This window comes from Exiguobacterium sp. s192 (assembly GCF_018618795.1).
GTDB classification, from domain to species: Bacteria; Bacillota; Bacilli; order Exiguobacteriales; family Exiguobacteriaceae; genus Exiguobacterium_A; species Exiguobacterium_A undae.
On record NZ_JACSMS010000003.1, the window covers coordinates 148,248 to 171,458 of the forward strand.

35 protein-coding genes are annotated in these 23,211 nt (G+C 43.7%); 24 read left to right on the forward strand and 11 right to left on the reverse strand.

From position 1 onward, the window contains the following. Positions 1-24: 24 nt before the first annotated feature. Both KNP87_RS07970 and KNP87_RS07975 read left to right on the forward strand, forming a co-directional pair. Complete coding sequence (locus KNP87_RS07970) at positions 25-642, forward strand: hypothetical protein (RefSeq protein WP_119922729.1); 618 nt, start codon at positions 25-27, stop codon at positions 640-642. A 46-nt stretch (positions 643-688) separates the two neighbouring features. Next, positions 689-1,084 carry a hypothetical protein gene (locus tag KNP87_RS07975; protein WP_214721362.1) on the forward strand — a complete coding sequence of 132 codons (396 nt, stop codon included), beginning with the start codon at positions 689-691 and terminating at the stop codon, positions 1,082-1,084. A 44-nt stretch (positions 1,085-1,128) separates the two neighbouring features. On the opposite strand, the gene KNP87_RS07980 is transcribed toward KNP87_RS07975, so the two are convergent. Both KNP87_RS07980 and KNP87_RS07985 read right to left on the reverse strand, forming a co-directional pair. Further along, complete coding sequence (locus KNP87_RS07980) at positions 1,129-1,485, reverse strand: hypothetical protein (protein WP_119922731.1); 357 nt, start codon at positions 1,483-1,485, stop codon at positions 1,129-1,131. Positions 1,486-1,506: 21 nt separating this feature from the next. Continuing rightward, positions 1,507-1,929 (reverse strand): hypothetical protein, encoded by a 423-nt coding sequence (locus tag KNP87_RS07985; RefSeq protein ID WP_119922732.1) that lies wholly within the window; start codon positions 1,927-1,929, stop codon positions 1,507-1,509. Between the two features lie 103 nt (positions 1,930-2,032). Here KNP87_RS07985 and KNP87_RS07990 point away from each other — a divergent pair, with 103 nt between their 5' ends. The 16 genes from KNP87_RS07990 to sstT all read left to right on the forward strand — a co-directional run bounded on the left by KNP87_RS07990 (position 2,033) and on the right by sstT (position 13,087). After that, positions 2,033-2,743, forward strand: coding sequence for a hypothetical protein (locus KNP87_RS07990; RefSeq protein WP_251135502.1), 711 nt, complete (start codon positions 2,033-2,035; stop codon positions 2,741-2,743). A 70-nt stretch (positions 2,744-2,813) separates the two neighbouring features. Continuing rightward, positions 2,814-3,515: a hypothetical protein gene (locus KNP87_RS07995; protein WP_214721363.1), complete on the forward strand. Its 702-nt coding sequence runs from the start codon at positions 2,814-2,816 to the stop codon at positions 3,513-3,515. A gap of 32 nt (positions 3,516-3,547) precedes the next feature. Beyond that, positions 3,548-4,240 (forward strand): hypothetical protein, encoded by a 693-nt coding sequence (locus KNP87_RS08000; protein WP_119922734.1) that lies wholly within the window; start codon positions 3,548-3,550, stop codon positions 4,238-4,240. 57 nt (positions 4,241-4,297) lie between these two features. Beyond that, entirely contained in the window at positions 4,298-4,783 is a 486-nt protein-coding gene (locus KNP87_RS08005; RefSeq protein ID WP_214721364.1) for a DUF2691 family protein, read from the forward strand. 66 nt (positions 4,784-4,849) lie between these two features. Continuing rightward, positions 4,850-5,419 carry a suppressor of fused domain protein gene (locus tag KNP87_RS08010; RefSeq protein ID WP_119922736.1) on the forward strand — a complete coding sequence of 190 codons (570 nt, stop codon included), beginning with the start codon at positions 4,850-4,852 and terminating at the stop codon, positions 5,417-5,419. Positions 5,420-5,738: 319 nt separating this feature from the next. Next, complete coding sequence (locus KNP87_RS08015) at positions 5,739-5,996, forward strand: hypothetical protein (RefSeq protein ID WP_214721365.1); 258 nt, start codon at positions 5,739-5,741, stop codon at positions 5,994-5,996. 107 nt (positions 5,997-6,103) lie between these two features. After that, a complete protein-coding gene (locus KNP87_RS08020) occupies positions 6,104-6,730 on the forward strand; it encodes a hypothetical protein (RefSeq protein ID WP_214721366.1) in 627 nt (208 codons plus the stop codon). Next, positions 6,720-7,403 carry a hypothetical protein gene (locus KNP87_RS08025; protein WP_214721367.1) on the forward strand — a complete coding sequence of 228 codons (684 nt, stop codon included), beginning with the start codon at positions 6,720-6,722 and terminating at the stop codon, positions 7,401-7,403. Before KNP87_RS08020 ends, KNP87_RS08025 begins: the two co-directional genes overlap by 11 nt. Positions 7,404-7,530: 127 nt before the next feature. Beyond that, positions 7,531-7,839 (forward strand): hypothetical protein, encoded by a 309-nt coding sequence (locus KNP87_RS08030; protein ID WP_214721368.1) that lies wholly within the window; start codon positions 7,531-7,533, stop codon positions 7,837-7,839. 93 nt (positions 7,840-7,932) lie between these two features. Next, the gene (locus KNP87_RS08035; RefSeq protein ID WP_214721369.1) at positions 7,933-8,100 is read left to right on the forward strand and encodes a hypothetical protein; all 168 of its coding nucleotides are present in this window, start codon (positions 7,933-7,935) and stop codon (positions 8,098-8,100) included. Between the two features lie 327 nt (positions 8,101-8,427). Further along, positions 8,428-9,177, forward strand: coding sequence for a hypothetical protein (locus KNP87_RS08040; RefSeq protein WP_214721370.1), 750 nt, complete (start codon positions 8,428-8,430; stop codon positions 9,175-9,177). Positions 9,178-9,382: 205 nt separating this feature from the next. Continuing rightward, positions 9,383-9,613 carry a hypothetical protein gene (locus KNP87_RS08045; protein WP_235183976.1) on the forward strand — a complete coding sequence of 77 codons (231 nt, stop codon included), beginning with the start codon at positions 9,383-9,385 and terminating at the stop codon, positions 9,611-9,613. Positions 9,614-9,740: 127 nt separating this feature from the next. Next, positions 9,741-10,592 carry a hypothetical protein gene (locus KNP87_RS08050; RefSeq protein ID WP_214721371.1) on the forward strand — a complete coding sequence of 284 codons (852 nt, stop codon included), beginning with the start codon at positions 9,741-9,743 and terminating at the stop codon, positions 10,590-10,592. 113 nt (positions 10,593-10,705) lie between these two features. Then, positions 10,706-11,125, forward strand: coding sequence for a hypothetical protein (locus KNP87_RS08055; RefSeq protein ID WP_214721372.1), 420 nt, complete (start codon positions 10,706-10,708; stop codon positions 11,123-11,125). A 16-nt stretch (positions 11,126-11,141) separates the two neighbouring features. Continuing rightward, on the forward strand, positions 11,142-11,318 hold the full coding sequence (locus tag KNP87_RS08060; RefSeq protein ID WP_167331060.1) for a DUF6440 family protein: 177 nt from the start codon (positions 11,142-11,144) through the stop codon (positions 11,316-11,318). Between the two features lie 497 nt (positions 11,319-11,815). After that, positions 11,816-13,087 carry a serine/threonine transporter SstT gene (gene sstT / locus KNP87_RS08065; RefSeq protein WP_214721373.1) on the forward strand — a complete coding sequence of 424 codons (1,272 nt, stop codon included), beginning with the start codon at positions 11,816-11,818 and terminating at the stop codon, positions 13,085-13,087. Positions 13,088-13,225: 138 nt separating this feature from the next. Here the strand turns inward: sstT and KNP87_RS08070 are convergent, their stop codons facing one another. Further along, positions 13,226-14,131: a TerC family protein gene (locus KNP87_RS08070; protein WP_214721374.1), complete on the reverse strand. Its 906-nt coding sequence runs from the start codon at positions 14,129-14,131 to the stop codon at positions 13,226-13,228. A gap of 157 nt (positions 14,132-14,288) precedes the next feature. Here KNP87_RS08070 and KNP87_RS08075 point away from each other — a divergent pair, with 157 nt between their 5' ends. Together KNP87_RS08075 and KNP87_RS08080 are read left to right on the forward strand one after the other, a co-directional pair. Then, positions 14,289-14,552 carry a hypothetical protein gene (locus KNP87_RS08075; RefSeq protein ID WP_214721375.1) on the forward strand — a complete coding sequence of 88 codons (264 nt, stop codon included), beginning with the start codon at positions 14,289-14,291 and terminating at the stop codon, positions 14,550-14,552. Continuing rightward, positions 14,458-14,991 (forward strand): class I SAM-dependent methyltransferase, encoded by a 534-nt coding sequence (locus KNP87_RS08080; protein ID WP_214721376.1) that lies wholly within the window; start codon positions 14,458-14,460, stop codon positions 14,989-14,991. The genes KNP87_RS08075 and KNP87_RS08080 overlap by 95 nt, the downstream gene beginning before the upstream one ends. A 14-nt stretch (positions 14,992-15,005) precedes the next feature. On the opposite strand, the gene KNP87_RS08085 is transcribed toward KNP87_RS08080, so the two are convergent. The 3 genes from KNP87_RS08085 to KNP87_RS08095 are packed head-to-tail and all read right to left on the reverse strand — an operon-like array spanning position 15,006 to position 17,463. Next, positions 15,006-15,284 carry a winged helix-turn-helix transcriptional regulator gene (locus KNP87_RS08085; protein ID WP_214721377.1) on the reverse strand — a complete coding sequence of 93 codons (279 nt, stop codon included), beginning with the start codon at positions 15,282-15,284 and terminating at the stop codon, positions 15,006-15,008. A gap of 13 nt (positions 15,285-15,297) precedes the next feature. Continuing rightward, positions 15,298-16,248 (reverse strand): TIGR03571 family LLM class oxidoreductase, encoded by a 951-nt coding sequence (locus KNP87_RS08090; RefSeq protein ID WP_214721378.1) that lies wholly within the window; start codon positions 16,246-16,248, stop codon positions 15,298-15,300. Between the two features lie 12 nt (positions 16,249-16,260). Then, positions 16,261-17,463 carry an MFS transporter gene (locus KNP87_RS08095; RefSeq protein WP_028106459.1) on the reverse strand — a complete coding sequence of 401 codons (1,203 nt, stop codon included), beginning with the start codon at positions 17,461-17,463 and terminating at the stop codon, positions 16,261-16,263. A 343-nt stretch (positions 17,464-17,806) separates the two neighbouring features. Between KNP87_RS08095 and KNP87_RS08100 the strand changes: the two genes are divergently transcribed. Beyond that, a complete protein-coding gene (locus tag KNP87_RS08100) occupies positions 17,807-18,136 on the forward strand; it encodes a winged helix-turn-helix transcriptional regulator (protein WP_012370213.1) in 330 nt (109 codons plus the stop codon). An 81-nt stretch (positions 18,137-18,217) separates the two neighbouring features. Here the strand turns inward: KNP87_RS08100 and KNP87_RS08105 are convergent, their stop codons facing one another. Beyond that, complete coding sequence (locus KNP87_RS08105; protein ID WP_214721379.1) at positions 18,218-18,511, reverse strand: hypothetical protein; 294 nt, start codon at positions 18,509-18,511, stop codon at positions 18,218-18,220. 157 nt (positions 18,512-18,668) lie between these two features. After that, positions 18,669-19,244: a LysE family transporter gene (locus tag KNP87_RS08110; protein ID WP_214721380.1), complete on the reverse strand. Its 576-nt coding sequence runs from the start codon at positions 19,242-19,244 to the stop codon at positions 18,669-18,671. A 131-nt stretch (positions 19,245-19,375) separates the two neighbouring features. Between KNP87_RS08110 and KNP87_RS08115 the strand changes: the two genes are divergently transcribed. Then, entirely contained in the window at positions 19,376-20,284 is a 909-nt protein-coding gene (locus KNP87_RS08115) for a LysR family transcriptional regulator (protein ID WP_214721381.1), read from the forward strand. Here the strand turns inward: KNP87_RS08115 and KNP87_RS08120 are convergent. Both KNP87_RS08120 and KNP87_RS08125 read right to left on the reverse strand, forming a co-directional pair. Next, positions 20,255-21,037, reverse strand: a complete 783-nt coding sequence (locus KNP87_RS08120; RefSeq protein WP_251135503.1) for a phosphatidylserine decarboxylase — start codon at positions 21,035-21,037, stop codon at positions 20,255-20,257. The genes KNP87_RS08115 and KNP87_RS08120 overlap by 30 nt on opposite strands. 172 nt (positions 21,038-21,209) lie before the next feature. Beyond that, a complete protein-coding gene (locus KNP87_RS08125) occupies positions 21,210-21,539 on the reverse strand; it encodes a PLDc N-terminal domain-containing protein (RefSeq protein WP_214721382.1) in 330 nt (109 codons plus the stop codon). A gap of 113 nt (positions 21,540-21,652) precedes the next feature. On the opposite strand from KNP87_RS08125, the gene KNP87_RS08130 reads away from it, so the two are divergent. Together KNP87_RS08130 and KNP87_RS08135 are read left to right on the forward strand one after the other, a co-directional pair. Then, the gene (locus tag KNP87_RS08130) at positions 21,653-22,219 is read left to right on the forward strand and encodes a TetR/AcrR family transcriptional regulator (RefSeq protein ID WP_119922753.1); all 567 of its coding nucleotides are present in this window, start codon (positions 21,653-21,655) and stop codon (positions 22,217-22,219) included. A gap of 55 nt (positions 22,220-22,274) precedes the next feature. Beyond that, the gene (locus KNP87_RS08135; protein WP_026833175.1) at positions 22,275-22,559 is read left to right on the forward strand and encodes a hypothetical protein; all 285 of its coding nucleotides are present in this window, start codon (positions 22,275-22,277) and stop codon (positions 22,557-22,559) included. Positions 22,560-22,615: 56 nt separating this feature from the next. Here the strand turns inward: KNP87_RS08135 and KNP87_RS08140 are convergent, their stop codons facing one another. After that, positions 22,616-23,125 carry a hypothetical protein gene (locus KNP87_RS08140; RefSeq protein ID WP_214721383.1) on the reverse strand — a complete coding sequence of 170 codons (510 nt, stop codon included), beginning with the start codon at positions 23,123-23,125 and terminating at the stop codon, positions 22,616-22,618. Positions 23,126-23,211 lie beyond the last annotated feature (86 nt).

A 23,211-nucleotide genomic window follows, 5' to 3' on the forward strand; every position in this document is an offset into this window, starting at 1 on the left:
AGTAGGATACGTGGAGGGAGACTTATGCTGTATATCTATCTCGAGGAGCATATCGATCATCCAAAAGTGATCAAGGACCGTTACCTAGACATCGACGAACCAGAACGCATCAAGTCGATTTATTCGATGGGTTGCATCCCGAACGATGAAAAAAGAGACTATCAAGCTGATTCGAACGATGTATTGAATTATTTTTTGAAACGTCTGAATCGATTCCCAATTTTCGTGACGTTCGGTGGCGGCTTTACAGATGAGGAATTAGAACCGTTTTTACAAAGGGAAGACCTATCATATACAAAGATTCAACCATATAAGCGCAGATCTTATTGCAGCGTTCAAGTGAACGATGCTAGCGAGCTGGAACGTCTGTTGGACGAAACATACTGGTACGCTGCCGCTAACGATTTTTACTTCCTATCTTTTACGAATCTCCTGACGTTTGAGATGAGAATGGTCAAAGGATGGTTTTTCAAAAAAGAACGTGTCGTTCCTGTCATTAATACGACGGAAGAAATGTCATTCATTACGATCGAGCATGATTTCATGGGCTATTATCTGTTCTCGAACGAAGCCTGTTTTGATACCGAGGAAAAGGTGAAAACATTTCTGCCTGAAGGTGAAGGCATCGACTACTATGAGTAAGGGAAATTAAAAACGGCAAATCTTTAAAGAAAGGCGAGGCGAGAATATGTTTGGGATCAGTACGAGTTTAAAAGAAGTTCCGGAAGAAGAAAAAGATATTCTCCGTTACCCGAGTCGCGTCCATATTTTTTTAATTCAAGACTTCTCCAGCGTTTCGGATCGTTGTGATTTGCTGATTCATCTTGATTCCTATACTGATAAATTGTTTGTAGCAAGAGAAGTAAACGAGCTGATTGGAATCTGTGAACTGCTCATTCAACGGTATTGTACACCGAAGGAACCGTGGTTAGTGAATCAGGCACATTATTATACAAACGAACCTTGGCTGATCCATCAATCAGATGAGTTGATAATGGAACTGCATCAATTTTTAGAATTGCTTAAGCGAATGTGTATCGAGTCTGTATACCAGAACGCGTTGATTTGTTTTTGGGGTGACTGATTAACTAGAATGTCATCCGAAAATTAGTCGTTTAAAAATCAGTATCAGGATAACCCTTGGAAGAAAATCAGTCGATCTTGATAAACAGCCTGTATACACATGCTTTTTAATTTTTGCAAAAAATAATGCAAATCTTGAATGAGGGGGTCTGCTGACTTCAACTTCCATGGTTCATGAGGGAAACAATGTCGATGAGAAAGAAACTCACAAATACCAAGAAGTTCAAGGACTTCAGTGGGCTTGAATAGTTTGTCTTCGTATTCATCCAGTTGGATGAGTAAAGCGCAGCGGTGCTTAATGACCTCAGCATCCCGATATAAAAAATTCTGTAGGTGATCGGGATAGATTAACGTCTCCTCTTGATCTGAACTGTCGATTAGATTGTTTCTGATCAAAAACATCTGTAAGTCCTCCTTCGTGTTTTAGTGATTAGTAGGTTTCTTCAGTAAATAACGGGGCGGGGCTCCGAATGACTGTTCTGCTTCAAAGTAAGCGAGTTCACCGGGAATGCAGGAAATAATGGAAGAAAACCCAAATCCGACGGCGTGTTCAAGCGCTTCTTTCAGAGGCAATTCTTTTCCATTGATCACTTCATTCTCTGACAAACAGTAACAGGTATCCGGCGCACCATGCTTTTTTAATAGCTCGTAAATGTCTTCGTACCAAGAATTGGGTGGAGTGATTTCAATTAAGTACTCGTTTTTGAGCATATTTTTATAGAGATGATCCAGTCGATAGAGGGCTTGATCCCGTTTTTTAGGCGAAAACAGTTCATGGAGTACACGCTCTTGTACCCGTTTGACGAAGAATGATTTAACCAAAAGAATTTCTTGTTCTTTATTCATATCTCGACTTCCCTTCTATTCAACTAATCCAGCTTAAAGATTCATTAATAGTTAAATACTTTATGATTATTATAGCAATCCCGTATGAGAAGGAGATGAACATTTGAATTACATATCTGCAGGATATTTTCTTGTTATGCCAACACCCCGTAAAGATTACATGGATGAAAAGATTGTTCCTGAAACCGTGTTATCAGTGAGTAGTTGTCTCTGTAAGCAATATCCTGATACGAGTATCTTATGGGGAAATTCTGAAGTGAAAAAAGCACGCTATATGGATCAACTCGGTCTTTCGCTTAACACTGTTCAGTTATTCGAACAATGGATAGAAGAACATAGAAACACTGGTGATGTTTTGTTTCCTCAAGTATTTTCCAGCCTACATTCTGCACAAGATTTTTTAAATCGTTTTTTGATCCAACATCCTGGTATACGCATCATCAGCATTGGATTACCTGAACGTTATAAATCAGATTTTCTTGAAGATATAGAATTGTTTAGCAGTAAAAATCCTGAACCATATGGAGTGGAAAAAATGTTGTTACAGCACCACCCACCTGAGAAGGATGGAGCAAAAAAAGTAGGATACGAAGTTTTGGGATTTGACTCTGGCTCGTTTCATTCTTATTTGTGTAATGGATTAGAAAGTGATTTCCGTCAACATTTTAATTTTTCACCAAATCGTTATGGGTTGATTGACTCGATAGAAGAAGCTGATCGTTATTCAGATTATTGTAATGAATTAAGCGAAGAAGAGACAGAATCCGTACTATGGCTTCCATGGGCTATTTTTGAACACAAGAGGAGCAAATAAAAATAAATGGATACTATAAATTTTTAAGCTGGCAATGGCTTTTAATCTAATTTATAAGGAGGATTAAAAAATGTTGAAATCTAAAGATCAACTGGAACAGCATGTGAACCAATTTAGAAATACACTCTATCAATTCGAAAAGGAAGTGGATTATGAATTCTCAGTTGATGAATGGCGTTATCTTCTTGAGCATGGACTAAACAGCCTCCTGAGTACACGAAAAGATGAACAAAAAATGATTTCAAACGTCTCCATTCGTACGAAAAAAAGACCTTCCCGGTGGAAGCTATCATCAGGAGTCGTATACGCTATTCCGTTACCTCGACTCGGTGGTTATGGGTATGCAGAAATGAGAGTCTCTAAAGATGAAAATCATGAGACTGGGCAATTAGATTCCATGAAGTATATCCAGTATTACAATATTAGAACTGAAACAATGCTCTCGCTTCAAGAACTAGATGAAAAAAAATCTGATCCTTGTATCATTATTGATACTGGATACTACGGAATTACCGAAGGGGAATGGACAGTACTCGGAAAACGGCATCGGGAAGAAGAGACTTTCGAAACGCCATTACTTTTTGGAAGTGTACCTAGCTTAGATTCCGATGAAGAACACTACTACATTACTAGAGGCATATATGGGGAAAGATTTTTCGTGGAGGAAGAAGAGGCACGATTGGTCATAAATCCATCTGGGACATGTGGTGATTTATCTGCTGTTTACAAATACGAAGAACGATTGAAAGAAATTAATAATAAGTTGAAGTAGTAGCTACGAAATAAAGTGAAGAGGATTGAATAATGTTGAACCCTAAAGCAGAACTAGAACAGCATGTGAACCAATTTAGAAATAGACTCTATGAATTCGAAAAGGAAATGGATTATGAATTCTCAGTTGATGAATGGCGTTATCTTCTTGAGCATGGACTAAACAGCCTCCTGAGTACACGAAAAGATGAACAAAAAATGATTTCAAACGTCTCCATTCGTACGAAAAAAAGACCTTCCCGGTGGAAGCTATCATCAGGAGTCGTATACGCCATTCCGTTACCTCGACTTGGTGGTTATGGGTATGCAGAAATGAGAGTCTCTAAAGATGAAAATCATGAGACTGGAAAACTAGAATTTATGGACTATATCCAATATTATAATCTCAGAACGGAGAAGGTTCTCACACTACATGAATTAGATCGGAAAAATCCTGAATCATGCATTGTAATTCGAACGGGTTACTATGGCATAAAAGAAGGGGAATGGATTGTACTTGGAAAACGGCATCGAGAAGAAGGTACGTTTCTAACACCTTTATTTTTTGATACTTTAGAATCCAATGAGGAAGAATACTTTATTACGAAGGGTTTATGGGGAGCGAGAGTTTTTGTGAATGAAAAAGAGGCAAAAGCGGTCATAAACCCATATGGCTCAAGTGGTGATGTAGCTGCTGTTTACGAATACGAAGAACGACTGAAAGAAATCAATGACAATTTGGATTGAACATCTATTCTGTAATCGCTGATCTGTTTAAATTTTTTTAGAGATGAGGTGGATGACGTGAAAGTTGGTATCGAATTTGAAATACCTAATAACTTTGGTAAGTATATCAATTATATCTTAGCTCCAATTGATATAACGCAGTATAAGTGGAAACTAGATTGGATCGAAATGTACATAAGAGAAAATAGAGATCGAAAGAATCACACTTTTGAAGATCTAAAAGATTTCAATATTCCGGATTATGAGGTCGTGGAAGGAAGCGAATTAGAAAGAATACTAAATATTGATGAATACTATATAATATTTTGCGGCTTGCAAGCATTTCATGATTCTCTGCCGGTTGAAGTAAATACATACAGTGAATATTTGAATAGTGATTGTACATTCTGTCTGACCATAGACGATTGTACAAATGTCATATTGTTATGTAAGGATGTCGATTTATTAGAACAATTGTCTGATAATGCTATACAGAATGATTTCAAAAACATAGAGTACATACTCGAGGATGATCCGTACTCTAAAAGAGTAGCAATCCCTTGATTATACATTTTTCGGTAGAAGCTTTATTCACTCGTATCAAAACGAGTAACACATGGAGGTTAAATCATGAATTATCTTGATCATTTAGAGAAGCATTGTGGACGTTTTACAGAATCCTTTCCAATTGAGGAACTTGAAAAGAAGCATGTCCAAATCTTGAGATTCAAAGAGGCACCGTTCAAGGAAACATATACGATTGCATCCCTTGGATTATTATTTCATCCCCTTCGATTTGAGGACAATTCACCGATTCATCAAGAAATCATGATGTCAGCTAAACAATCAGAAGTTCAGGATGAGATTATTTTTCTGCTCTGGCAATTGGCTGAATATGCTATGAGGACAGGAAATGCCTTTGATGCAGCAGACTATTATCCTCTTCCGGAGGGGATATTTTCAAAATATCAGTTCTCATCAGTCTATGTAACTAGTCCTGTTTACTTTGATGAATCGTTCTCGTTATTTGAAACAGATTCCAATATTGGGGGAGAACCTGATTTAGTATTACCGATATGGTTTGTACCTATTTTTGAATCTGAGGAAAGATATATCGAAAAGCATGGAGCGGATCAATTCGAAGATCTTTTATTCGAGACGGATGAATTAGTAAACTTCAACCGTAAGCCTTTCGTATAAGGGATTTTAAAACTTCATAATGGATTGTTGCGATCAAGAGAAGTAGGGTCAATCCATTAAAACTCACGATAATCAAACGAAGCCCACATCCAATCAGCGATGTAGGCTTTTTCTGTAGGTGTCATTGATAAACATCTTGCTGATGCTTGATTTGGAGAATCAAGTTCCTGAATCATGCTGCCTAAATATTTAATTTGGGAATTTTTTCATTGATGAAACTTAATAAAGGAAAATATCGTATTTATTAGTAGTATAATATCGGTATAAAAAAAACCATGCTACCTAAGAAAATTAAATACATATCTTGGAGGAACCGCTCGTGATTTTACCATTCATCGGTCTTGTTGTCGGACTCTTTTTATTGATACTAGGAACGTACTTCATCCGATCGAAACACGCGAAGAAAACGCCGCTATCGGGACATGGAGATGCGGTCGATCATGTCGATTCATTTGTGCTTAGTCTCCTCTTATCGATTGGCGTCATCCTCTTTAGTTCATTATCCGTCAGACAATACGGTTATGTATGTTTAGCAGGAGGATTGCTTTTACTGTATGGTGTCAACGCAGTCTGGTAAGGAAAAGAGAAGAAACAGAAGGCTGGCATCATTCATCGAATCCAATTGAAGGTCTGGAAGGCAGTCTTGAACAATTCATATAGAGCAGCGTAAAGGGAGATACCAGCATGATTCAATTATTAAAACAAATCGACGATGAAGTCTATCACATCGTCTATCACCAAGAAGGACGTACGTTGTTCGTCAGGGAAGGCGTTGCCCGGAAAGAACCTGCCTTGGATAGTGAGGACATGATTGAAATTAACGAAGAGACGGCGACTGTCCGAATGCTTTTTAAAAATACGTTTGCCGCCTATCGTCAGAAAAAAGAATGGATGCGTCAAAAGATGGAGGAAGGATATTTAAAATCACATTTACCCCAATCTGAGGCGATGGATTACCGTGCAGATCGGCGCAACATCAAACTGCGCCTCCTGAGTGCTCTATTACTCATGTTGTGCGGATTATCGACATTGACCGGTCTGTTACCGATCTCGGGATATATTCCGCTTGTGTTCTTACCTTTCTTTTATCCAATCTACATCGAAGGGAAAACAGCCCGTGCCCGCTTCTATCGTTGGTCGGGAGGCATATTCCTGTTCATATTAGCCGGCACGTCAAAAGATTATTTAGAACCATTTAATCTTTCTGCCAACGGAACCGTCTGCCTCATCGCAGGCTTCATCCTCTTGCTGTACACGATTCACCAACTGAAGGAACTGACGACGAAGGAGATCACGCAACATGAAGGATAAACAAGCACCACTGATTCAATTAAAACGAGAGATCAGTCAAACCGCCGATTATTGGGTCTGTTACCGGGTGGGGCGGACGCTTTATCAGGTCTCCGTCCAAGAGCAGGTAAATGGTCAAACGAACGAAGGAGAGGTCACGACAGAGCGGTTCCCGTTCTATTTTGGCATGAAACAGCGGATGCGCCAGTTGGCCGAAGAAAAAGAAGCACTCGGCTTTCGACCGTTGACAGAGGAAGAACGGGCAGCGCACGTCATGGAAGCACCGGAAGAATCAGCGCTTGATCCGGCCTTTTTTAAGCCGGCCATTCGTTTGGCGTGGCTGCTCCTTGGAATCGGGATCCTCTTGTTCGTCCTTCCTTACGAGAGGCTTAATAATTTTGCATTCGGTTTAGGACTGTACGTCTGGTATGAAACGTTTCGTCAAGCCGGTCTACCAAAAATTTTCCGACGGTATTTTCACGGAATGTTTGGTGCATTGATGGTATTGCAGGTCCTGTCCGCTTTTGAACTGGAGCGGGAAGTACAGGCATACTATGCCACTTTATCTGTTTTGTCCGCGGTCATGTTGCTGTTACTTGTCGTGCAGTACCACTGGAAAGAAACAGACCAAATCGCACAGGGTGAAAGCGTTCGTATACGAAAAATCAAAGAATATACGGATTTCGATGAGTGAAACTTAAAATCCGATTCACTCAACTTTCGGAAGACTTGTGGGTTTGATGATCCTGTAAAATAGAGGTATCACATTAATCGGCACGATTCATGAACTGAATCAGTCGATCGGAAAAGGGAGCGATGTCATGGACGTACAGCGGAATCCTGATTTTATCTTTGAGCTTTTTTTAGTCATCTGGGCGATTGGAGCAATTGGGATTCTCTTCACCCAAGCTCGAAATAAGCGAAGTCTTAAATCTAGTCTATTGACGGGTACAGCAATCAATGTAATTTATACAGTGACGGTTTCATTGATTTGGTTTTTTTCTGTCGCAATTGATGGGGTCAGTCAGGTCCTAGTCGTTTATTTCTTCGTAAGCATTTTTCTGATTCTCGAGGTTCTTTTGTTGATCGTTCTTTTGATTGTCAAACGTAAAAAACAAACTACTTTTTAAAAGGCAAAGGAGTGAAGCAGGAATCGTTACACCTAAGTCGCCCATGACGCTACACAACTATCGATTCTCGATATGAGACGACGAGCGATTGTTTTGTTAGTGAAACACGTCGGGCGTCTTAAAGAATCGATAGCAAAATCGAGTATGTTACTCCATATTGGTATGCTGTATCTCGAACTCGGTGAAGAACAAGAAGCGAGCCAACACTTTATAAAAGGATTGACGATTGTCGAAGCGATGGAACTCAAATATGCCCCATAGTTTTTAGCGATTTTACAAGTCATTCAACGACAAGAGATACCGATGGTTGCAGACTACTGGATTCAAAACTTTACGGATTGGATGGTAGATCATCCAAAGTTCAAGCGGACGATTGCTGGTCTTGCGCTTTAAAGAAAGTGAAATCGTAAGGGGGAGTGTCGTGCGTTATGTCCGCTATTTTTTGTACTTCATGATTCTTGTCACGGTCCTTTAATATATTCCGGGGTATCTAACGCATGACGAAAAGCCGTTAATAATGGAACATTTTTTAATACTAATAGTGCTAGAGAATTATTTTGACTGTTCAAAAACCGAGGAGCGAGATAAATGAAACAAATTTACGCTTTTGAAAACAAACTGGAATATGAAAAGAATGAGGAAGTTATTTCACGTTTTAATGAACACTTAGTCAAATATCAAATGATTTTAGAAAAAGAGTATGGTCTCGTCGATTATCCCAAAGGAATCGTTTGGACTTCAGCAGAAAATGCAACAACAATTTTTTCCTCATTACCGATTCCTGCATTCACAAATAAGGATTTAATATACATATCACCGGACCTTGATGGTTGGAAGAAGCTGTTCATTAGTCAACTAGAAGGGAAGAAACTTCCGCATATTAAATCGTTTTATGAAACACTCTCCGAGAATCATGTTTTGACAATTGTTGGACATGAACTAACTCACCATTCTGATTTGTTTTTGGATGAATTTGGAGAGGAGCGAGAAGAATCAATTTGGTTTGAAGAGGGCATGTGTGAATATCTGCCAAGAAAGTATCTATTGACGGATCATGAATTTACTGAGATTTGTAATGTTGAGAAAGAACTAGTGGATGTCTTTTTCAGTGAATATGGAAAACGGTCAATCGATTCGTTTGGTAGCGCTTCTTATTCAGAGAGTTTGTCGAGTATAATGTTTGATTACTGGCGTAGTTTTTTGTATATCAAATATCTAATTGAGGAACGCTTCAATCATGACATAAAGCAGGTATTTGAAGAATATCAAAACTGGCATCAGGAAGGGCGAATAATTCCACTTTCCAAGTATTTTGACTTAGAGCGAATCAAGCTATGAATTTTTTAATTAAACACGTGTTTACGCTCGTACCGTTACATCTTGCTGTTGAGGAAAGGTGTTTCAAAGTTGTGGAAGCGTTGCTGTCGGTGGGAGTAAATCGAAATCATCAAAGTGAAAAAGGCGCTCGGAATTTCGGTGAAACACCGTTTTCTAAAAATTCTCGAACTGTTAAAAACATGCTAAACATAAGGAGATCGCTACCATGAAAAAATGGATTGGAGTTCTGATCATCGTACAGACTGTCTTGTTTGGCATGCTGATGATTCAGCTGGAAAAAATAATGAATAAGATTGGGCAAGTGGGATCGGTTGTACTAAGGAAAGAAGGTACCATCGTCTCAGGAGAAGGACTTCCTGTAAGTAACTATGTCTTATTTGGCATTTTGATTATTTTAGGAATCTATCTGCTCATACCGGAAGAAAAATTAAAGTAATTACCGGCATTTCTTTTATACAATAATTGCGTGTGAACATGATAAGCTAAATTCATGGAATATATTTACTTATTTCCTTATGCAGAAACTGACTGGAACACAACCCACATAAAAAGGACGTGACATGATGAAAAAAGTAACGGTTCGTAAAGTGGTGGCAAGTACGCTCGTAACGGCTTTCGTATTAACGGGTGTCGGAGTAAACGGTGGTGTGGCGGATGCGGCGACAAAGACGACGCAAGTCGCGAAGAAAAAATTCGACTATAAAAAGTACCGTGCCAAACAAACGAAAGTCGTAGCATCATACGGCAGCACACTCTTCCATATGGGGAATCTGGGCGGAATCAAAGTACCGGAATACATCACGGATTCTGTGTACCGCGCCAAAGTGGAAGCGAATAACAAAAAATCAAAACAGTATATGACGGACCGTAAGAAGGCACGAAAAGAAGCGGAAGCCCTGAAAAAGCTGATTAAAGAAGTGAACACGCAGAAGGAAAGAAAGGCTGCGGACAAGCGGATTGATGCTTTGAAAAAAGAAACCATTCGTTTGACGAAGGCGGAAAAGGTGTTGACCAAAGAAGGACAGGCTCTGTACAAAGTAATCGTTGACTACGAAAGTAAGCAAATCAAGTTATTTGAAGGTCAATACGGATCCATCACAAAAGCCTTAACGGTTCTCGACTATAAGGACTACGCCGATCGTTTGAGAAGCTATCTGAATGCGAATAATTTTAGTGCGGATGCAAAAGCCGAAATTATGGATCAAGTCAATGATCGGCTGCTTTATGCTCGTGAAGACTCATCGGAAATCGTCGGAGACAAACGCGGTGCAATCAGACTGCTGATTTATGCCGGGAAATTTGAAGAGGCGAATCAACTGTTTGTGAATACAAAAGAAACGATCCTGGTTGAAGAAAACGCGAAATTAGATGCGTTATACACAAAAATTATTGGAGTCTACATGACGAAAAAGTAACAACAGAATTGCTTTACAATGCACAGCATCCTTTTCGGATGCTGTGCATTGTGATGCTTATTTTTATTAGTTTCTAAAAAACGAATCATTCGTAATGAAAGGTGAAGATTTAATTGAGCTTAGCGTCTTATATCGGAACAAATATTAAAATTCCACAAGTGGATATTAACGAGGACGAAGGGTACGACGAGGATTTTTACGTCGGACAATGTTTTGCAGACGAAACCTGTTTATATTCCGTTCAAGCGACCCAGTTTACGACAGCCCATGTGTACGAAATTTCAAGTCACTGGGGGATTGAAATCGTCGAACCGTTTGATTCAAAGATTTCTTTAGAATCTAAAGAGAAGTTACGCCGACTGTTGGAACTGATGGATTCCTATCTTGCAGAAGGGGATTATTTTGAGCTCTATTCGTGCTGGGTCGGAGAAGAGGGGGATTCGAGAGAACATGCGTTGACGTTAGAGATGAAGGATTTGGATATACATAAACTTGAAATTCCCGAGAAAACGTATGTCTTGATCAAAAAATGAAGCAAGGAGTGGTGGAATGAAGAAACGGTTTGTCGTGAAATCCAAACAACACCTGAGCGGAGGAATCATCAAAATCATCGTTGATACAGAGACGGGTGTGAACTATGTAATGACAAGTGGTCTTGGTCTCAGTGGAATGACTCCCTTATTGGATCAAGAAGGCAAGGTCGTCATCGACAGAAAGAAGAACTGATGTACTCGCAACAAACGATTTAGTCTTCACATGCACAGGCAACAGCATTCAGACAAACCGCTTCAAGATAGAGCATCACTAACTGTTTCTCATGTCAAAGATGATAAGAAGTTATGATGCTTGAATAAAATGATTCCTGTATAACAGGGGTCATTTTTTCATGTTCCACTGAAATTCATTACTGGACATAGTTCCTTGATACAAAGCCTTTTTTAAGGTCATTTCTAATGGGACGGCATTCTGAGACGGCTTCTCTTTTCCTTAATTATGCAAGCGATTGCATACCTATTCGATTAAAGAGTCATCAGAAACGAATCATATTTCTTGCAAAAAACTAGTTTTTATTTCTTAGGTTTTATGTAAAAATAGAGAACAACAAACTGAGAGAATTTTTAGAAAAATGAACGAACAGACTATCTGTCTTTTGGATAGGAGAGAGAACTCGTCGTTTTTCAAATTCTAAATAACTTATTCGTTTTAAGCCTGGAGGGGAAAGTATGAAAGTGTTGAAGATGTGGAACCAAATCAGTTTAGTAAAACAAATCGCAATCGGCTTGATTGTTGGGATTCTTTTAGCCGTAACGATTCCTGAAGCGGCAAAATCCTTGACCATCTTCGGGACACTGTTTGTTTCCGCGCTGAAGGCCGTTGCGCCTATTTTAGTCTTTTTCCTGGTCATGGCAGCGATTGTCCAGCATAAAAAGGGACAGCAGACAAACATGAAATCTATTATCTTCTTGTATCTTCTCGGAACATTTTTAGCCGGAGCCATTGCTGTTGTTGTCAGTTTCCTGTTCCCTGTGACCATTACACTGACTGAAAGTACAGAGAAATTGGCTTCTCCGGATAACGCCATCGAAGTCATCCGCACACTCGTCTTGAACATGGTCGATAACCCGGTCAATGCATTAGTCCAAGCGAACTACATCGGTATTCTCACATGGTCAATCATTTTGGGGTTAGCGCTTAAAAATGCATCCGATACAACAAAGACCTTTATCTCGAATTTTTCAGACGCGATTGCGAAAATGGTCGGATGGATCATTAAACTTGCTCCTCTCGGGATCATGGGAATCGTCATTGGTTCTGTAACGGAGAACGGTCTCAAATCTTTACTCGATTATGGTAATTTATTATTGGTTTTGATCGGCACAATGCTTATTGTTGCACTTATTGTCAATCCATTGATTGTTTTCATCAATGTCCGTCAAAATCCGTATCCATTAGTCTTCAAGTGTCTTCGTGAGAGCGGAATTACCGCTTTCTTCACACGAAGCTCGGCAGCGAACATTCCCGTTAACATGGAATTGTCTAAGAAGCTGGGACTCGATAAAGAGACGTATGGCATCTCGATTCCACTTGGCGCGACAATCAACATGGCGGGAGCGGCAATCACGATTTCCGTCTTAACGCTTGCGGCGGTAAACACGCTTGACATTCAAGTCGATCTTCCAACGGCCATCATCTTAAGCGTTTTGGCTGCGGTCTGTGCGTGCGGAGCTTCCGGTGTCGCCGGTGGATCACTTCTCTTGATTCCGCTCGCCTGCAGCCTGTTCGGGATTCCGAATGAGATTGCCATGCAGGTCGTCGCAGTCGGACTCGTCATCAGCGTGTTACAAGATTCATTTGAAACAGCGTTAAACTCTTCGACGGATGTTCTGTTTACAGCGACAGCTGAATACAGAAAACGTTTAAAAGAAGGGGAACAAGTGTCGATCAACCGTTCAGTTATGGCGGCAGAACCGACTGAAAAAGTCGTCAACAGCTGATTGGTTTACGTTTCGCTTACAAAAAGATCAAAGGCATCCCGAATGACTGGAAGCCTTTGATCTTTTTTCGTTGTGTTGGTCTAATCAAAAACAGGGAGTGAATCATGTGATTCACTCCCTGCGTGCTGTCATATAAAGTTATTTTCCAGGCTTCGTTTTATAGAAGCTGTAGAAGACGCTGATCAAGATGACGAGGACGATTGTTCCGAGCGACATCCAGATTGGCATTTTGTAGACATCACCGAGAATCATCTTTGCTCCGATGAAGACGAGCATGAAGCTGAGACCGTGTTTCAAGTAGTAGAAACGATCAATCAGGTTCGCAAGGACGAAGTAGAGACTACGGAGTCCGAGGATGGCCATGATGTTCGCATAGAAGATGATAAACGGATCACGCGAGTACGCGAAGCTTGCGGCGACCGAGTCGACGGCGAAGACGATATCCGAAATCTCGATGAAGATCAGTGCGATCAGTAACGGTGTGAAGAACAACTTGCCGTTAATCCGCTGTGTAAACTTACCAGACGAGATGTCTTGTGTGATCGGCAATCGTTTTTCCAACCAACGGACTGTTTTGTTCTCTTCAAGCGACGTTTCCTGCCCGATGTTCTTGAACATCATGTAACCGGTATAGACGAGGAAAGCACCGAAGATGTAGTACACCCAAGCGAAGTTCTCAAGAAGCGAAACCCCTGCGACGATGAATATGACGCGGAAGAGAATGGCACCAAGGATTCCCCAGAACAAGACTTTGTGCTGATATTTTAACGGAATCGCAAAGTAAGCAAAGACGAGTGAGAAGACGAAGACGTTATCAATCGCAAGTGCCTTTTCGATGAAATAAACGCTCGTGTATTCAATTGCAGCGTCGCTGCCTTGCGCGTAGAATAACCAACCGCCAAAGGCGACAGCGAGTCCGATCCAGACGAACGTCCAGGTCCAAGCTTCTCGAAGCGAGACCTCATGGGCTTTCCTGTGAAATACGCCAAGGTCCAGTGCGAGCATGATGAAGACGATGGCTAAAAATACAATCAATAGTGTCAACAGCGCTTCCTCCTTTTAAGTGGTGTTCTGTTTATATTTTGATTATAAGTTCATAAGAACTCAAAGTAAAGCATTAAGTGTGCTGTTTTTTTAGAAATAACACATTTACCACGTTTTCACTTTATAATTCAATGGAGGACGAGAAGGAGTTGATGAGATGAAACAACAGAGTGCGATCAACAAAACTGCTTGGGAATACCGGGCCTATGAATTTTGGAATCAGCGTGACGGGGCGCCGTCTGACAAGGCAAAAGAAATCATGGCCGACCCGAAAGCAAGTCTTAAGAAACATCAGGACTATTTTCAGGAAGTGACCGGCAAACGGATTGCCAATCTGTGCGGACGTCACGGTCTTCGACATCTCGGAAGCCAACCGGCGCTATGCCCTCGAGCTTGCTGCCTGTGCCGGAATAGAAATTGAGTACATCGTCGGTGATATTTATGAGATTGATGTGAATACGTATCAGCATCAGTTCGATGTCTTGTATCTTGAAGGCGGGATTCTGCATTATTTTCATGACCTTGAGGCGTTCACAGCGATTTTGTTTGCCTTGCTCAAACCGGGCGGAAAATTGATTTTGAGTGACTATCATCCGGTCAAACATTGTATCAACGAGGAGTCACACTACATCCCGCGTTATTTTGATCAGGATACATATGAAGAGAACATTGCGTACCAATCGCATTTTGATCCGGCTGAACAAGCGGATTTTCCGAAAGTGATGTTGCGGCACTATACGATGAGTGAGATCGTGAACACCGTCATCAGCAGCGGCTTCACGCTCGCACAACTGGACGAACATCGGGGGTGGAACGGCGAAAACATCCCGTGGGAATTTACGATTGTCGCGACGAGATAAAACCCAGCCTCCGCTTACGGATGCTGGGTTTGTTTTTCGATGGCGTGAAAGATCGGCTGCAAACTCTCACCGATCGGTGTTAGGCGATAGATGGTTGCCGGTCGTTCGACAACTCCGCGTTGTTCGAGTCGTGACAGACAAACGGTCAACTCATGCATGGAATGTCGTGAGCCGGCAGCTGTCAGTTGTTCGAAGGAACAGGGAGCCTGCAACAACAGCCGGATGATTTGCATCTCGAACACGCTCCCAAGGACCCGGACCGTATAGTCAAGTGCAAGTAAATCAGACGTCATGTAAGGCACCTCCTCAACGTAACGGCGGGAAGTGCGGCAAAACATACGTTCCAAGCTCATCGATGACGTCTTCCGCCGACCGTTCCCCGTCAAATAAGGCGAAGAAAAGATGATTGACGCCCAGATCACGGTAGAGATGAAGCAGTTCGATCAAACGGTTGCGACCGAGTCGGAATCCAAGCCGGATCGGTGTCGGTGCCTCGTCCGGATCCGCCGAGAGGTCGAGATGCATCGGCATCGAAAACGGCCGGAACCGGGTTGTGCCGGCGTCTTGACTGACGCTGCGCCAGTTTTCGATCGCATTTGCCTGTTCCAATGGTCCTTGCGGATAATACATCCAACCGTCCCCGTTGGTTGCGAGCCAGTCCATGTCTTGTTGCGCAAACCCGGTAATCATTGTCGGAATCCGTTTCTTTGGTCGCGGCACCAGCGTCGCACCGGTGACGTCACCGTAATCGGACTGAATCGTCGGATAGTCCGTATACAACGCTTGCTCCATCACGCGTAACGCTTCTTTGAACTGGGCACCGCGACTCGGATGATCGATGCCGAGACCGTGAAAATCCGCTTGCCGATCGCCGGATGAAACACCGAGTATCAACCGTTCCGGAAACAAAGCATCAATCGTCGCGAGTTCCTTGGCAGACCGTAACGGGTGACGGAGCGGCAGGACCAAAGCGGATGTCCCGAGGGCAATCTGTTTTGTCTGACCGAGCAGGTGCGTGCCGTAAATCAACATGTCATAGATTTGACCGACAGCAGGATCAAGGAAATAAGGGTCCTTCAATAGCACGTCCCGCAACCAAAGGGTCGTGAAACCGTACTGATCGGCTTTTTGTGCCAGCTCGACTTGCTTCAAAAGCGTTGGCGTCTGCCGCTTAAAATTCTCGAGCGGAACGTGAAGACCAAGCGTCAGTTCACCTTCCCGGTACATCCGTTGGTAACTGGCATGAGTATCAAACATTGAATCTCCTCCTTACTGGTGTTCGAGACGACGGGAGACTGCAGTCAAAATGACGGCCAGAATGACCATGATGCCACCGACCCACGGCGTGTGGACGAGTCCGATTGTGTCGGCGACGAGTCCGCCGATCGTTGCACCAAGTGCGATCCCGATGTTAAAGGCAGAGATGTTTAACGCGGATGCAACATCAACGGCAGCTGGGACATACTTTTCCGCCAACTGGACGATATAAAGCTGGAGTCCCGGGACATTCATGAAGGCGAGCAGCCCCATCAAGATGATCCCGATGATTCCGGCAACTTTAAACGGAATCATGAACGACAAGGCAATCATGACGATGGCGTGGAGAATGAACATATAAAACAATGCTTTGATCGGGTTACCGTTGGCGAGTTTTCCGCCGACCGCATTGCCGATCGCGACGGCAATGCCGTACACGAGCAGGATGATGCTGATCAGGCTCGGACTGATTTTTGTGACGTCCTGCATGATCGGCGTCAAGTAGGTGAAGGCGACGAATGTTCCGCCGTAACCCAGTGCCGTGATCAGGAAACCGAGCATCAAGCGTCCGTTCGTCAACAGTTTAAACATATCGGAAAACTTCGCCGGTGGAGATTGTTTCAAGTCTTTTGGAATCAAGAAGAAACTGGCGATGATTGAGACAAGACCCAATGCGGCAACGGCGAAGAACGTCGCGCGCCAACCGAATGCTTGACCGATGAACGTGCCGAGCGGGACACCCGTGACGGTTGCGACCGTCAGTCCGGTGAACATCAAAGCGATGGCACTGGCTTTTTTATCCGCCGGTACGAGCTGAACGGCGATTGTTGCGCCGATCGAGAAGAAGACACCATGTGAGAAGGCGGTGATAAAGCGGGCGACAATCAACAGTTCGAAGCTCGGGGCAATTGCTGAGACAAGGTTCCCGGCGATAAAGACGACCATCAACGCCATGAGCAACGTTTTCCGGTTCATCCGGTTCGTCAAAGCAGTCAAAATCGGAGCCCCGACAGCGACACCGATAGCATAACCGGAGATGATCAGACCGGCCAGGGTGATGCCGATGTTTAAGTCGCCGGCGATGGCTGCGAGTAAGCCGACCGGAACAAATTCCGTTGTTCCGATTCCGAAGGCGCTAATAGCAAGTGCGAGCAGGGCGAGGCGACCGTTTTGCGGGACCTGCTCCTGTTCGGCACGCGGGTTTAATTGATTCATGATGATTCCTCCTAAAGCGAGATGGATGATGAAAGTAAATAACGGCAGTCTTCCCAAACGACCGGGCCCGGTGCGCATTGAATGATGAGGGAACGTTTCTGAGTGATCCCATCATAGAGCGGGAAAATGATTTACGGAAGTACGTACTTTCAAGTACCATAGGCACTAAAAAGTACCTTACCCCCGTCGGATGAAGCAATGGACGAAGGCGACTTGTACTTTCCGCTGACAGTTGTTATCATAAACCCATCAAATTCACTTGAGAAGTACGCACTTTCAAGTGCGATAGGCACTAAAAAGTACCTGTCCCGCTGTACTTCAAGAATCGAAAGGAGGAATCAGCATGGCCTACAATATTCCGGTCGAAGCGACCCTGCAAGTCATCGGAGGCAAATGGAAAGTCGTCATCATGTGTCATCTCATCAAAGGCGAACGCCGGACGAGTGAGTTGAAAAAGCTGATGCCGAACATCACGCAAAAAATGTTGACGCAACAACTGCGCGAACTCGAACAGGACGGTGTCATCATCCGGACGGTTTATGAACAAGTCCCACCTAAAGTCATCTATTCCTTATCCGACTACGGTTGGTCGTTGCGCCCGATCTTAGACGCGATGTGCGCCTGGGGCGAAGGACACATCGATTTGACGGGCGAGGAAGTCGTGTCTTCTTGAATCAACTAAAAAAAGAAAAAGACCTCATCATTTGGATGGGGTCTTTTTCTATAGTAATGACGGACAGTGCAATGGTCCGTACTATTTGTCATGTTTTGATCGTTTCCCTTCAATTCCGATGAAAGTGATGAACAGTCCGACGGTGATGGCAAATGCGAGCATCGCATTTTGGTACCATCCTCTCGGGAAAAAATCGACGAGGAACAACAACAGGAACAAGGAGGAGACAATTAACCGTGCGTCCCGCGTTTGAGGACGGAGCGATTTCCAGTGGATCAACAGCAACAAGGAGGCCAAAGGAGCAACAATATAGGAAATCACAAAAAACGGAAAGCGTTTTAAGTAGAACGGTAATCGTTCAACGGGATCGCTCATGATGTTCTCCTTTCCTCACGAAAGGTTTCAAATACGATGGTTTCTTCTTTCCAACGGATCGGCATGCTCGAACCACTCCTTTTATCCTGAAATTCCCATATTCATCATAACAAAAAACGGACGGATGCTCATCTGACAGGAGCATCCGTCCGTTCAATTAAAAGATCGTCACAGCCGAGTAGACCAGTAAGGCGGACATCGTGAATCGGAAAAGGCGGTCATACCTCGTGAAGAAGCTGCTGAACAGGGAGCCGAAAGCCGACCATAATAAAAGAGCCGCCCACCCCAACAGAATTGTATACCCCAGATAGACGATCGTTTGCACAGCCGAGCCGCTGTGGGGCAGAATGAAGGTCGACAGGACCGTCAGAAAAAATAAGATGCTTTTGACGTTGATCATCTGAAAGACAAAACCGGATAAAAACGTTGCCTGCACATCGATCGTTTTACCGCTGGTTGGTTTCGGAAAACCGATTTTCCACGCGAGATACAGTAAATACGCCACACCCACCAGCTGCAAATAGGGTTCCAGCATCGGCAACAATTGATCCAAACCTGCTGTGAAACCGGCACTCAGCAGTCCGAGAAAGGCGAAACCGGTCAGGATGCCGCCGTTGAATTTCCACGCACCGACGAATCCGAAATGACGTGCTTCGTTCATCATGAGCAGGTTGCTCGGACCAGGGGTAATGGAAGTGATGATGACATATGATAAAAATGCTGCTACGTTCATGAAAATTCTCCTTTGATCGCTATCACTCTATTTTTCATTATTGTATGATGAACCTATAGATTAATAAAATTGAAATAAAAAATGGAACCATCATTTATTTCGATGGATGAACGAAAGGAGTGTTTAATTGAATGGAGATCAGGCATCTTGCCACGTTTTTGAAAATCATTGAAACCGGCAGTTACACGGCAGCAGCTGCTGAACTGGGGTACACGCAGTCGACGATTACCTCCCATGTGCAAACTCTGGAACAAAGTGTCGGGGGCGAAGTGTTCACATACTTCAATCGGAAATTACAGCTGACCGCCTTAGGAAAAGAAATGATTCCGTTAGCGGAAGACCTGCTTGCGACTCATGACAAGATTAAAAACATGCAAAAAACGGACGGATTGCGCGGAACGTTGCGTGTAGCCGCTCCGGAATCCTTGACGATCTCCCGCCTCGGTCCCGTCATCAAACGATTTTCGCAACATCATCCCGATGTCAAACTGATTTTGACGAACGGGACGTGCGGCGAAAACCAGGAGGAACTTTTGAATGGACGGGTCGACGTGGCCTTGATGCTGTTTCCTGCCATGGCAGTCGAAAAATGTCTCCATCATGTTTTGACCGAAGAAAAAATCGTGATGGTCGGTGCCCCGGACGCACCTGAACAGTTTAAGGACATCCAAAAAAAGCAGTCGGACCATGTGTATATCACCAATGAACAAGGATGCAGTTACCGGACGATGTTTGAGCAACACCTGACCAAACAAAATCTGCTTTCTTTTCAGACGATGGAGTTATGGAGTATCGGTGCCATCAAGAAAATGGTCATGAGCGGTCTTGGATTCGCCGTGTTACCGTATATCACGGTCCAAGAGGAACTGGAGAACGGCAGTCTGAAAATCATCAAGCAAGACGAGGCGTTCGAACCGATCTATTCGCATATCCTGATTAAGAAAAAGAAATGGGTCTCACCCATCGCCCATGCGTTTATGGAAGCGGTCATCGATTCGATTCCTTCAACATCACTCCGACCCGTTCCATTGGCCGAGTGATTGTCCCATCCGGACAAATCCCTCGACGTTTTGTTTCAGTGCCAGTGCGTCGGCCGGACAAATCAAGATGACGGTGGAGCCGAACGAGAAATAGCCGAATTCCTCTCCCTGTTCAAGGGAGGACGTCTTATGTGTTTCGACAATCGTATTGACGTTCAAAGCGCCGACCATGACATGTTCAAAGGTCTGTTTCCCGGAGCGGATCCGGGTGACGCGGCGGTAATTCCGGGTCAGCGGTCGCTTGAAATGGGTTAATCCGTATGTGTTCACAGGAACGGACTCTTTGCCGAGTGTATAGCTGGTCTCGATTTCTCCGCTGACCGGTGTATGGACGCGGTGATAATCTTTCGGGCTGAGATAAAAAATCAGAGCGACCCCGTTGGCATAGGTGTCCGCCTGTTGCTTTGAACCAATCAGTTCCGCAACCGTGTAATGTTGTCCTTTGACGATGAACCGACTTTCAGGTGTCAAGTCCGGCACAACCGACAGCACGGCATCACAAGGGCTGACGAAGGCGTCGTCTTCGATCGCGACAGGACGGGCCTCCGCTTTCAATTCACGGACAAAAAAGTCATGAAGCGAGTGGAAGGCGGGCAACGGCAATAATGCTTCCTCGAGTCGAATGTCATACGTACGGATGAACGGTTTGATCAACGGGCGGCTCCAGCGGCTCATGGCGAACTTCTTTAGCGACCGGGCGACGACGGGCCGTGCGTTTAATTGAACGATTGTGTTGAAGACTGCTTTTTTCATGATAAAAACTCCTTTAAATAGATGTATCTGGCTCTGTCCTTTACTCTACAGAGCAGTTCTTTCCAACCGACGCCGCTGTTTCTTAACGAATTCTTAATCGTTCCGTTAAATTGACGAAGGCACCAAAAAAAAGCCTGGCTGACCAAGCTTTTTCAAAAGGATGTTAACCTGATTAACGGACTGTCGCCGATGATTTCCGTGTCAGGAGATACAGCAGCGGACCAAAGGCGCCGATCGCGAGTGTCACCACCGTCCAGAAAATGAAACTGCGTCCTGTTTGTTTCGTATCATGTCGGAGCCAAACGATGATAAAGAGCACGCAGAGAATCAAATCGACGAAAATCTGTAATGTCGCGGCGTTTTGTAGGCCTTCTGAAAAAATACCGATTAAACCAAACTGACTGACGGAATAGGCGGTGAGAATACCGAACGCGATGGTGATGATCAACAGAACCGGCTTGGGGATGGCATCAACAAAAGATGGCGTCACATGGTTGTTCATGAATAGTCCTCCTTTAAAATGTAGTGATTGCTACAATTAAAATGTAGCACCTGCTACATAAAGCGTCAATAGTGAAAGATGTTGTATCATAGAAGGGAAGGTGGGGGAAGAACATGGACAAATTTGAATTGAAGCGGCAAGCGTATACAGCAAAAATCGCTGAATATGTCTTGCATCACGGAATCAGCGGAGCGAGCCTTAGAAAAATGGCGGACGCCGCAGCGACGAGTGACCGGATGCTGATGCATTATTTTAAAGATAAAAGTGACATCGAGACACGGGTACTGACAGCAATCAGTGAAGAATTGATGGATCTATTAAACGAAAACCTGACCTTACGTTTAGGTTTCCGGGATTTTTTACTGTTCATACGTGAAGCGATCAAAGACCAGCGCATCAAACCGTATTTGAATCTGTGGTTTGAAGTCACGCATCTGGCAACGGGCAACAAAGAGCCGTACGTCACTGTGATGCAGGAAATCGGAAAATCGTTTGAACAATGGATTGATCGCGTCTATGCTCCGACGCCGGACGAGAATGGTCCGCAACTTGCTGCCTTGTTGTTTGTCATCACGGAAGGACTCGTCGTCTTGGATCGAATCGAGATGCAGGACCGGATGGTGCGGGCGATTGACGGGATGATCGGTTTATATGATCAGGCGAAAGGAATTAGGGGGTAAAATGGTGTATTCCTTATTAAGGAAATTCATTTCTTAAGAGGGAGGTAGTCGGGTTATGCTGTCGGTCGATGCATGGTTTTACATTTATTTTGCAATTGGGGCAGTGGTTGTTTTTCTCATCGGTTACGGGATTGCCAAGAAAACGCAGAAGCAGGACAGCGGCTTTTCGTTTATCCTGCTGATGAGCGTGGTGTTGTTCGCGGCTCTAGCTTACTGGTTTAATGGTGCGGCAAGAGAAGTCTTGATGGGAACGTTGCCTTGGCTGATCAATCTGATATTCGGTGGCGTACTTCTGATCGTGTTCCTTGCCGGTTCCAAAATGATTTTCAAAAGAATCTAAAGGTCAGTCGCTGTCGACGGACGGTTCCCTTCAAGGGACCGTCCGTATGTACGTGGTTAAAGAGGATAACGACTCCCTCGTCGTTCGATGACGAGAATGTGATCCGTGATTTCTTCCGGTTCGTCGTCGAACGCATCATATGTGATTCGTTCGGACAACCGGATTTGGTATTGCTCCAAACCCTCGATGGTTTGCAAATAGTCCGGTAATCTTTCGGTCGGTTTCGTTAAAGTTGAATCGGTAAACGGAAAATTATCGTCGTTCGGATTCCGTGTATGGATAAAAACGGCGTCCGATCCTGCATCGAGCTGGGACAGTTCGATCCAGAGCTGGTACGGTTGACCCCACGTTTGAAGGGCGGTGTTTAACTCATCCATCAGATGAAACAGTGCCTGGACATGTGCTTTCCGCATTTTAAAGTGACCGTTTCCATGTCCGTCAAAATCAAGATGGACGTGCCAAAAATCGAACCAGCTGTCGGAACTGAAATCGAGCGGATGGGCGCTGAGTTGTTGTTCTTTTTGAAGATTTCGGAAGTAGCGGCGTTTGCCTCTGAATTTTTTCATCTCAATAAATCCTTTCTTGCTATAAATATTCTTATTCCTTCTTACCTGAAATGTTATTTGTCTAATGCTGACGGCTACCTATACTT

What these genes read in the sequence shown, in the direction of transcription:
- KNP87_RS07970 (WP_119922729.1), top strand. Translation starts at nt 25, where the DNA reads ATGCTGTATATCTATCTCGAGGAGCATATCGATCATCCAAAAGTGATC.
- KNP87_RS07975 (WP_214721362.1), top strand. Translation starts at nt 689, where the DNA reads ATGTTTGGGATCAGTACGAGTTTAAAAGAAGTTCCGGAAGAAGAAAAA.
- KNP87_RS07980 (WP_119922731.1), bottom strand. Translation starts at nt 1,485, where the DNA reads ATGTTTTTGATCAGAAACAATCTAATCGACAGTTCAGATCAAGAGGAG.
- KNP87_RS07985 (WP_119922732.1), bottom strand. Translation starts at nt 1,929, where the DNA reads ATGAATAAAGAACAAGAAATTCTTTTGGTTAAATCATTCTTCGTCAAA.
- KNP87_RS07995 (WP_214721363.1), top strand. Translation starts at nt 2,814, where the DNA reads ATGTTGAAATCTAAAGATCAACTGGAACAGCATGTGAACCAATTTAGA.
- KNP87_RS08000 (WP_119922734.1), top strand. Translation starts at nt 3,548, where the DNA reads ATGTTGAACCCTAAAGCAGAACTAGAACAGCATGTGAACCAATTTAGA.
- KNP87_RS08010 (WP_119922736.1), top strand. Translation starts at nt 4,850, where the DNA reads ATGAATTATCTTGATCATTTAGAGAAGCATTGTGGACGTTTTACAGAA.
- KNP87_RS08020 (WP_214721366.1), top strand. Translation starts at nt 6,104, where the DNA reads ATGATTCAATTATTAAAACAAATCGACGATGAAGTCTATCACATCGTC.
- KNP87_RS08025 (WP_214721367.1), top strand. Translation starts at nt 6,720, where the DNA reads ATGAAGGATAAACAAGCACCACTGATTCAATTAAAACGAGAGATCAGT.
- KNP87_RS08030 (WP_214721368.1), top strand. Translation starts at nt 7,531, where the DNA reads ATGGACGTACAGCGGAATCCTGATTTTATCTTTGAGCTTTTTTTAGTC.
- KNP87_RS08040 (WP_214721370.1), top strand. Translation starts at nt 8,428, where the DNA reads ATGAAACAAATTTACGCTTTTGAAAACAAACTGGAATATGAAAAGAAT.
- KNP87_RS08045 (WP_235183976.1), top strand. Translation starts at nt 9,383, where the DNA reads ATGAAAAAATGGATTGGAGTTCTGATCATCGTACAGACTGTCTTGTTT.
- KNP87_RS08050 (WP_214721371.1), top strand. Translation starts at nt 9,741, where the DNA reads ATGAAAAAAGTAACGGTTCGTAAAGTGGTGGCAAGTACGCTCGTAACG.
- KNP87_RS08060 (WP_167331060.1), top strand. Translation starts at nt 11,142, where the DNA reads ATGAAGAAACGGTTTGTCGTGAAATCCAAACAACACCTGAGCGGAGGA.
- sstT (WP_214721373.1), top strand. Translation starts at nt 11,816, where the DNA reads ATGAAAGTGTTGAAGATGTGGAACCAAATCAGTTTAGTAAAACAAATC.
- KNP87_RS08075 (WP_214721375.1), top strand. Translation starts at nt 14,289, where the DNA reads ATGAAACAACAGAGTGCGATCAACAAAACTGCTTGGGAATACCGGGCC.
- KNP87_RS08085 (WP_214721377.1), bottom strand. Translation starts at nt 15,284, where the DNA reads ATGACGTCTGATTTACTTGCACTTGACTATACGGTCCGGGTCCTTGGG.
- KNP87_RS08090 (WP_214721378.1), bottom strand. Translation starts at nt 16,248, where the DNA reads ATGTTTGATACTCATGCCAGTTACCAACGGATGTACCGGGAAGGTGAA.
- KNP87_RS08095 (WP_028106459.1), bottom strand. Translation starts at nt 17,463, where the DNA reads ATGAATCAATTAAACCCGCGTGCCGAACAGGAGCAGGTCCCGCAAAAC.
- KNP87_RS08100 (WP_012370213.1), top strand. Translation starts at nt 17,807, where the DNA reads ATGGCCTACAATATTCCGGTCGAAGCGACCCTGCAAGTCATCGGAGGC.
- KNP87_RS08105 (WP_214721379.1), bottom strand. Translation starts at nt 18,511, where the DNA reads ATGAGCGATCCCGTTGAACGATTACCGTTCTACTTAAAACGCTTTCCG.
- KNP87_RS08110 (WP_214721380.1), bottom strand. Translation starts at nt 19,244, where the DNA reads ATGAACGTAGCAGCATTTTTATCATATGTCATCATCACTTCCATTACC.
- KNP87_RS08115 (WP_214721381.1), top strand. Translation starts at nt 19,376, where the DNA reads ATGGAGATCAGGCATCTTGCCACGTTTTTGAAAATCATTGAAACCGGC.
- KNP87_RS08120 (WP_251135503.1), bottom strand. Translation starts at nt 21,037, where the DNA reads ATGAAAAAAGCAGTCTTCAACACAATCGTTCAATTAAACGCACGGCCC.
- KNP87_RS08125 (WP_214721382.1), bottom strand. Translation starts at nt 21,539, where the DNA reads ATGAACAACCATGTGACGCCATCTTTTGTTGATGCCATCCCCAAGCCG.
- KNP87_RS08130 (WP_119922753.1), top strand. Translation starts at nt 21,653, where the DNA reads ATGGACAAATTTGAATTGAAGCGGCAAGCGTATACAGCAAAAATCGCT.
- KNP87_RS08135 (WP_026833175.1), top strand. Translation starts at nt 22,275, where the DNA reads ATGCTGTCGGTCGATGCATGGTTTTACATTTATTTTGCAATTGGGGCA.
- KNP87_RS08140 (WP_214721383.1), bottom strand. Translation starts at nt 23,125, where the DNA reads ATGAAAAAATTCAGAGGCAAACGCCGCTACTTCCGAAATCTTCAAAAA.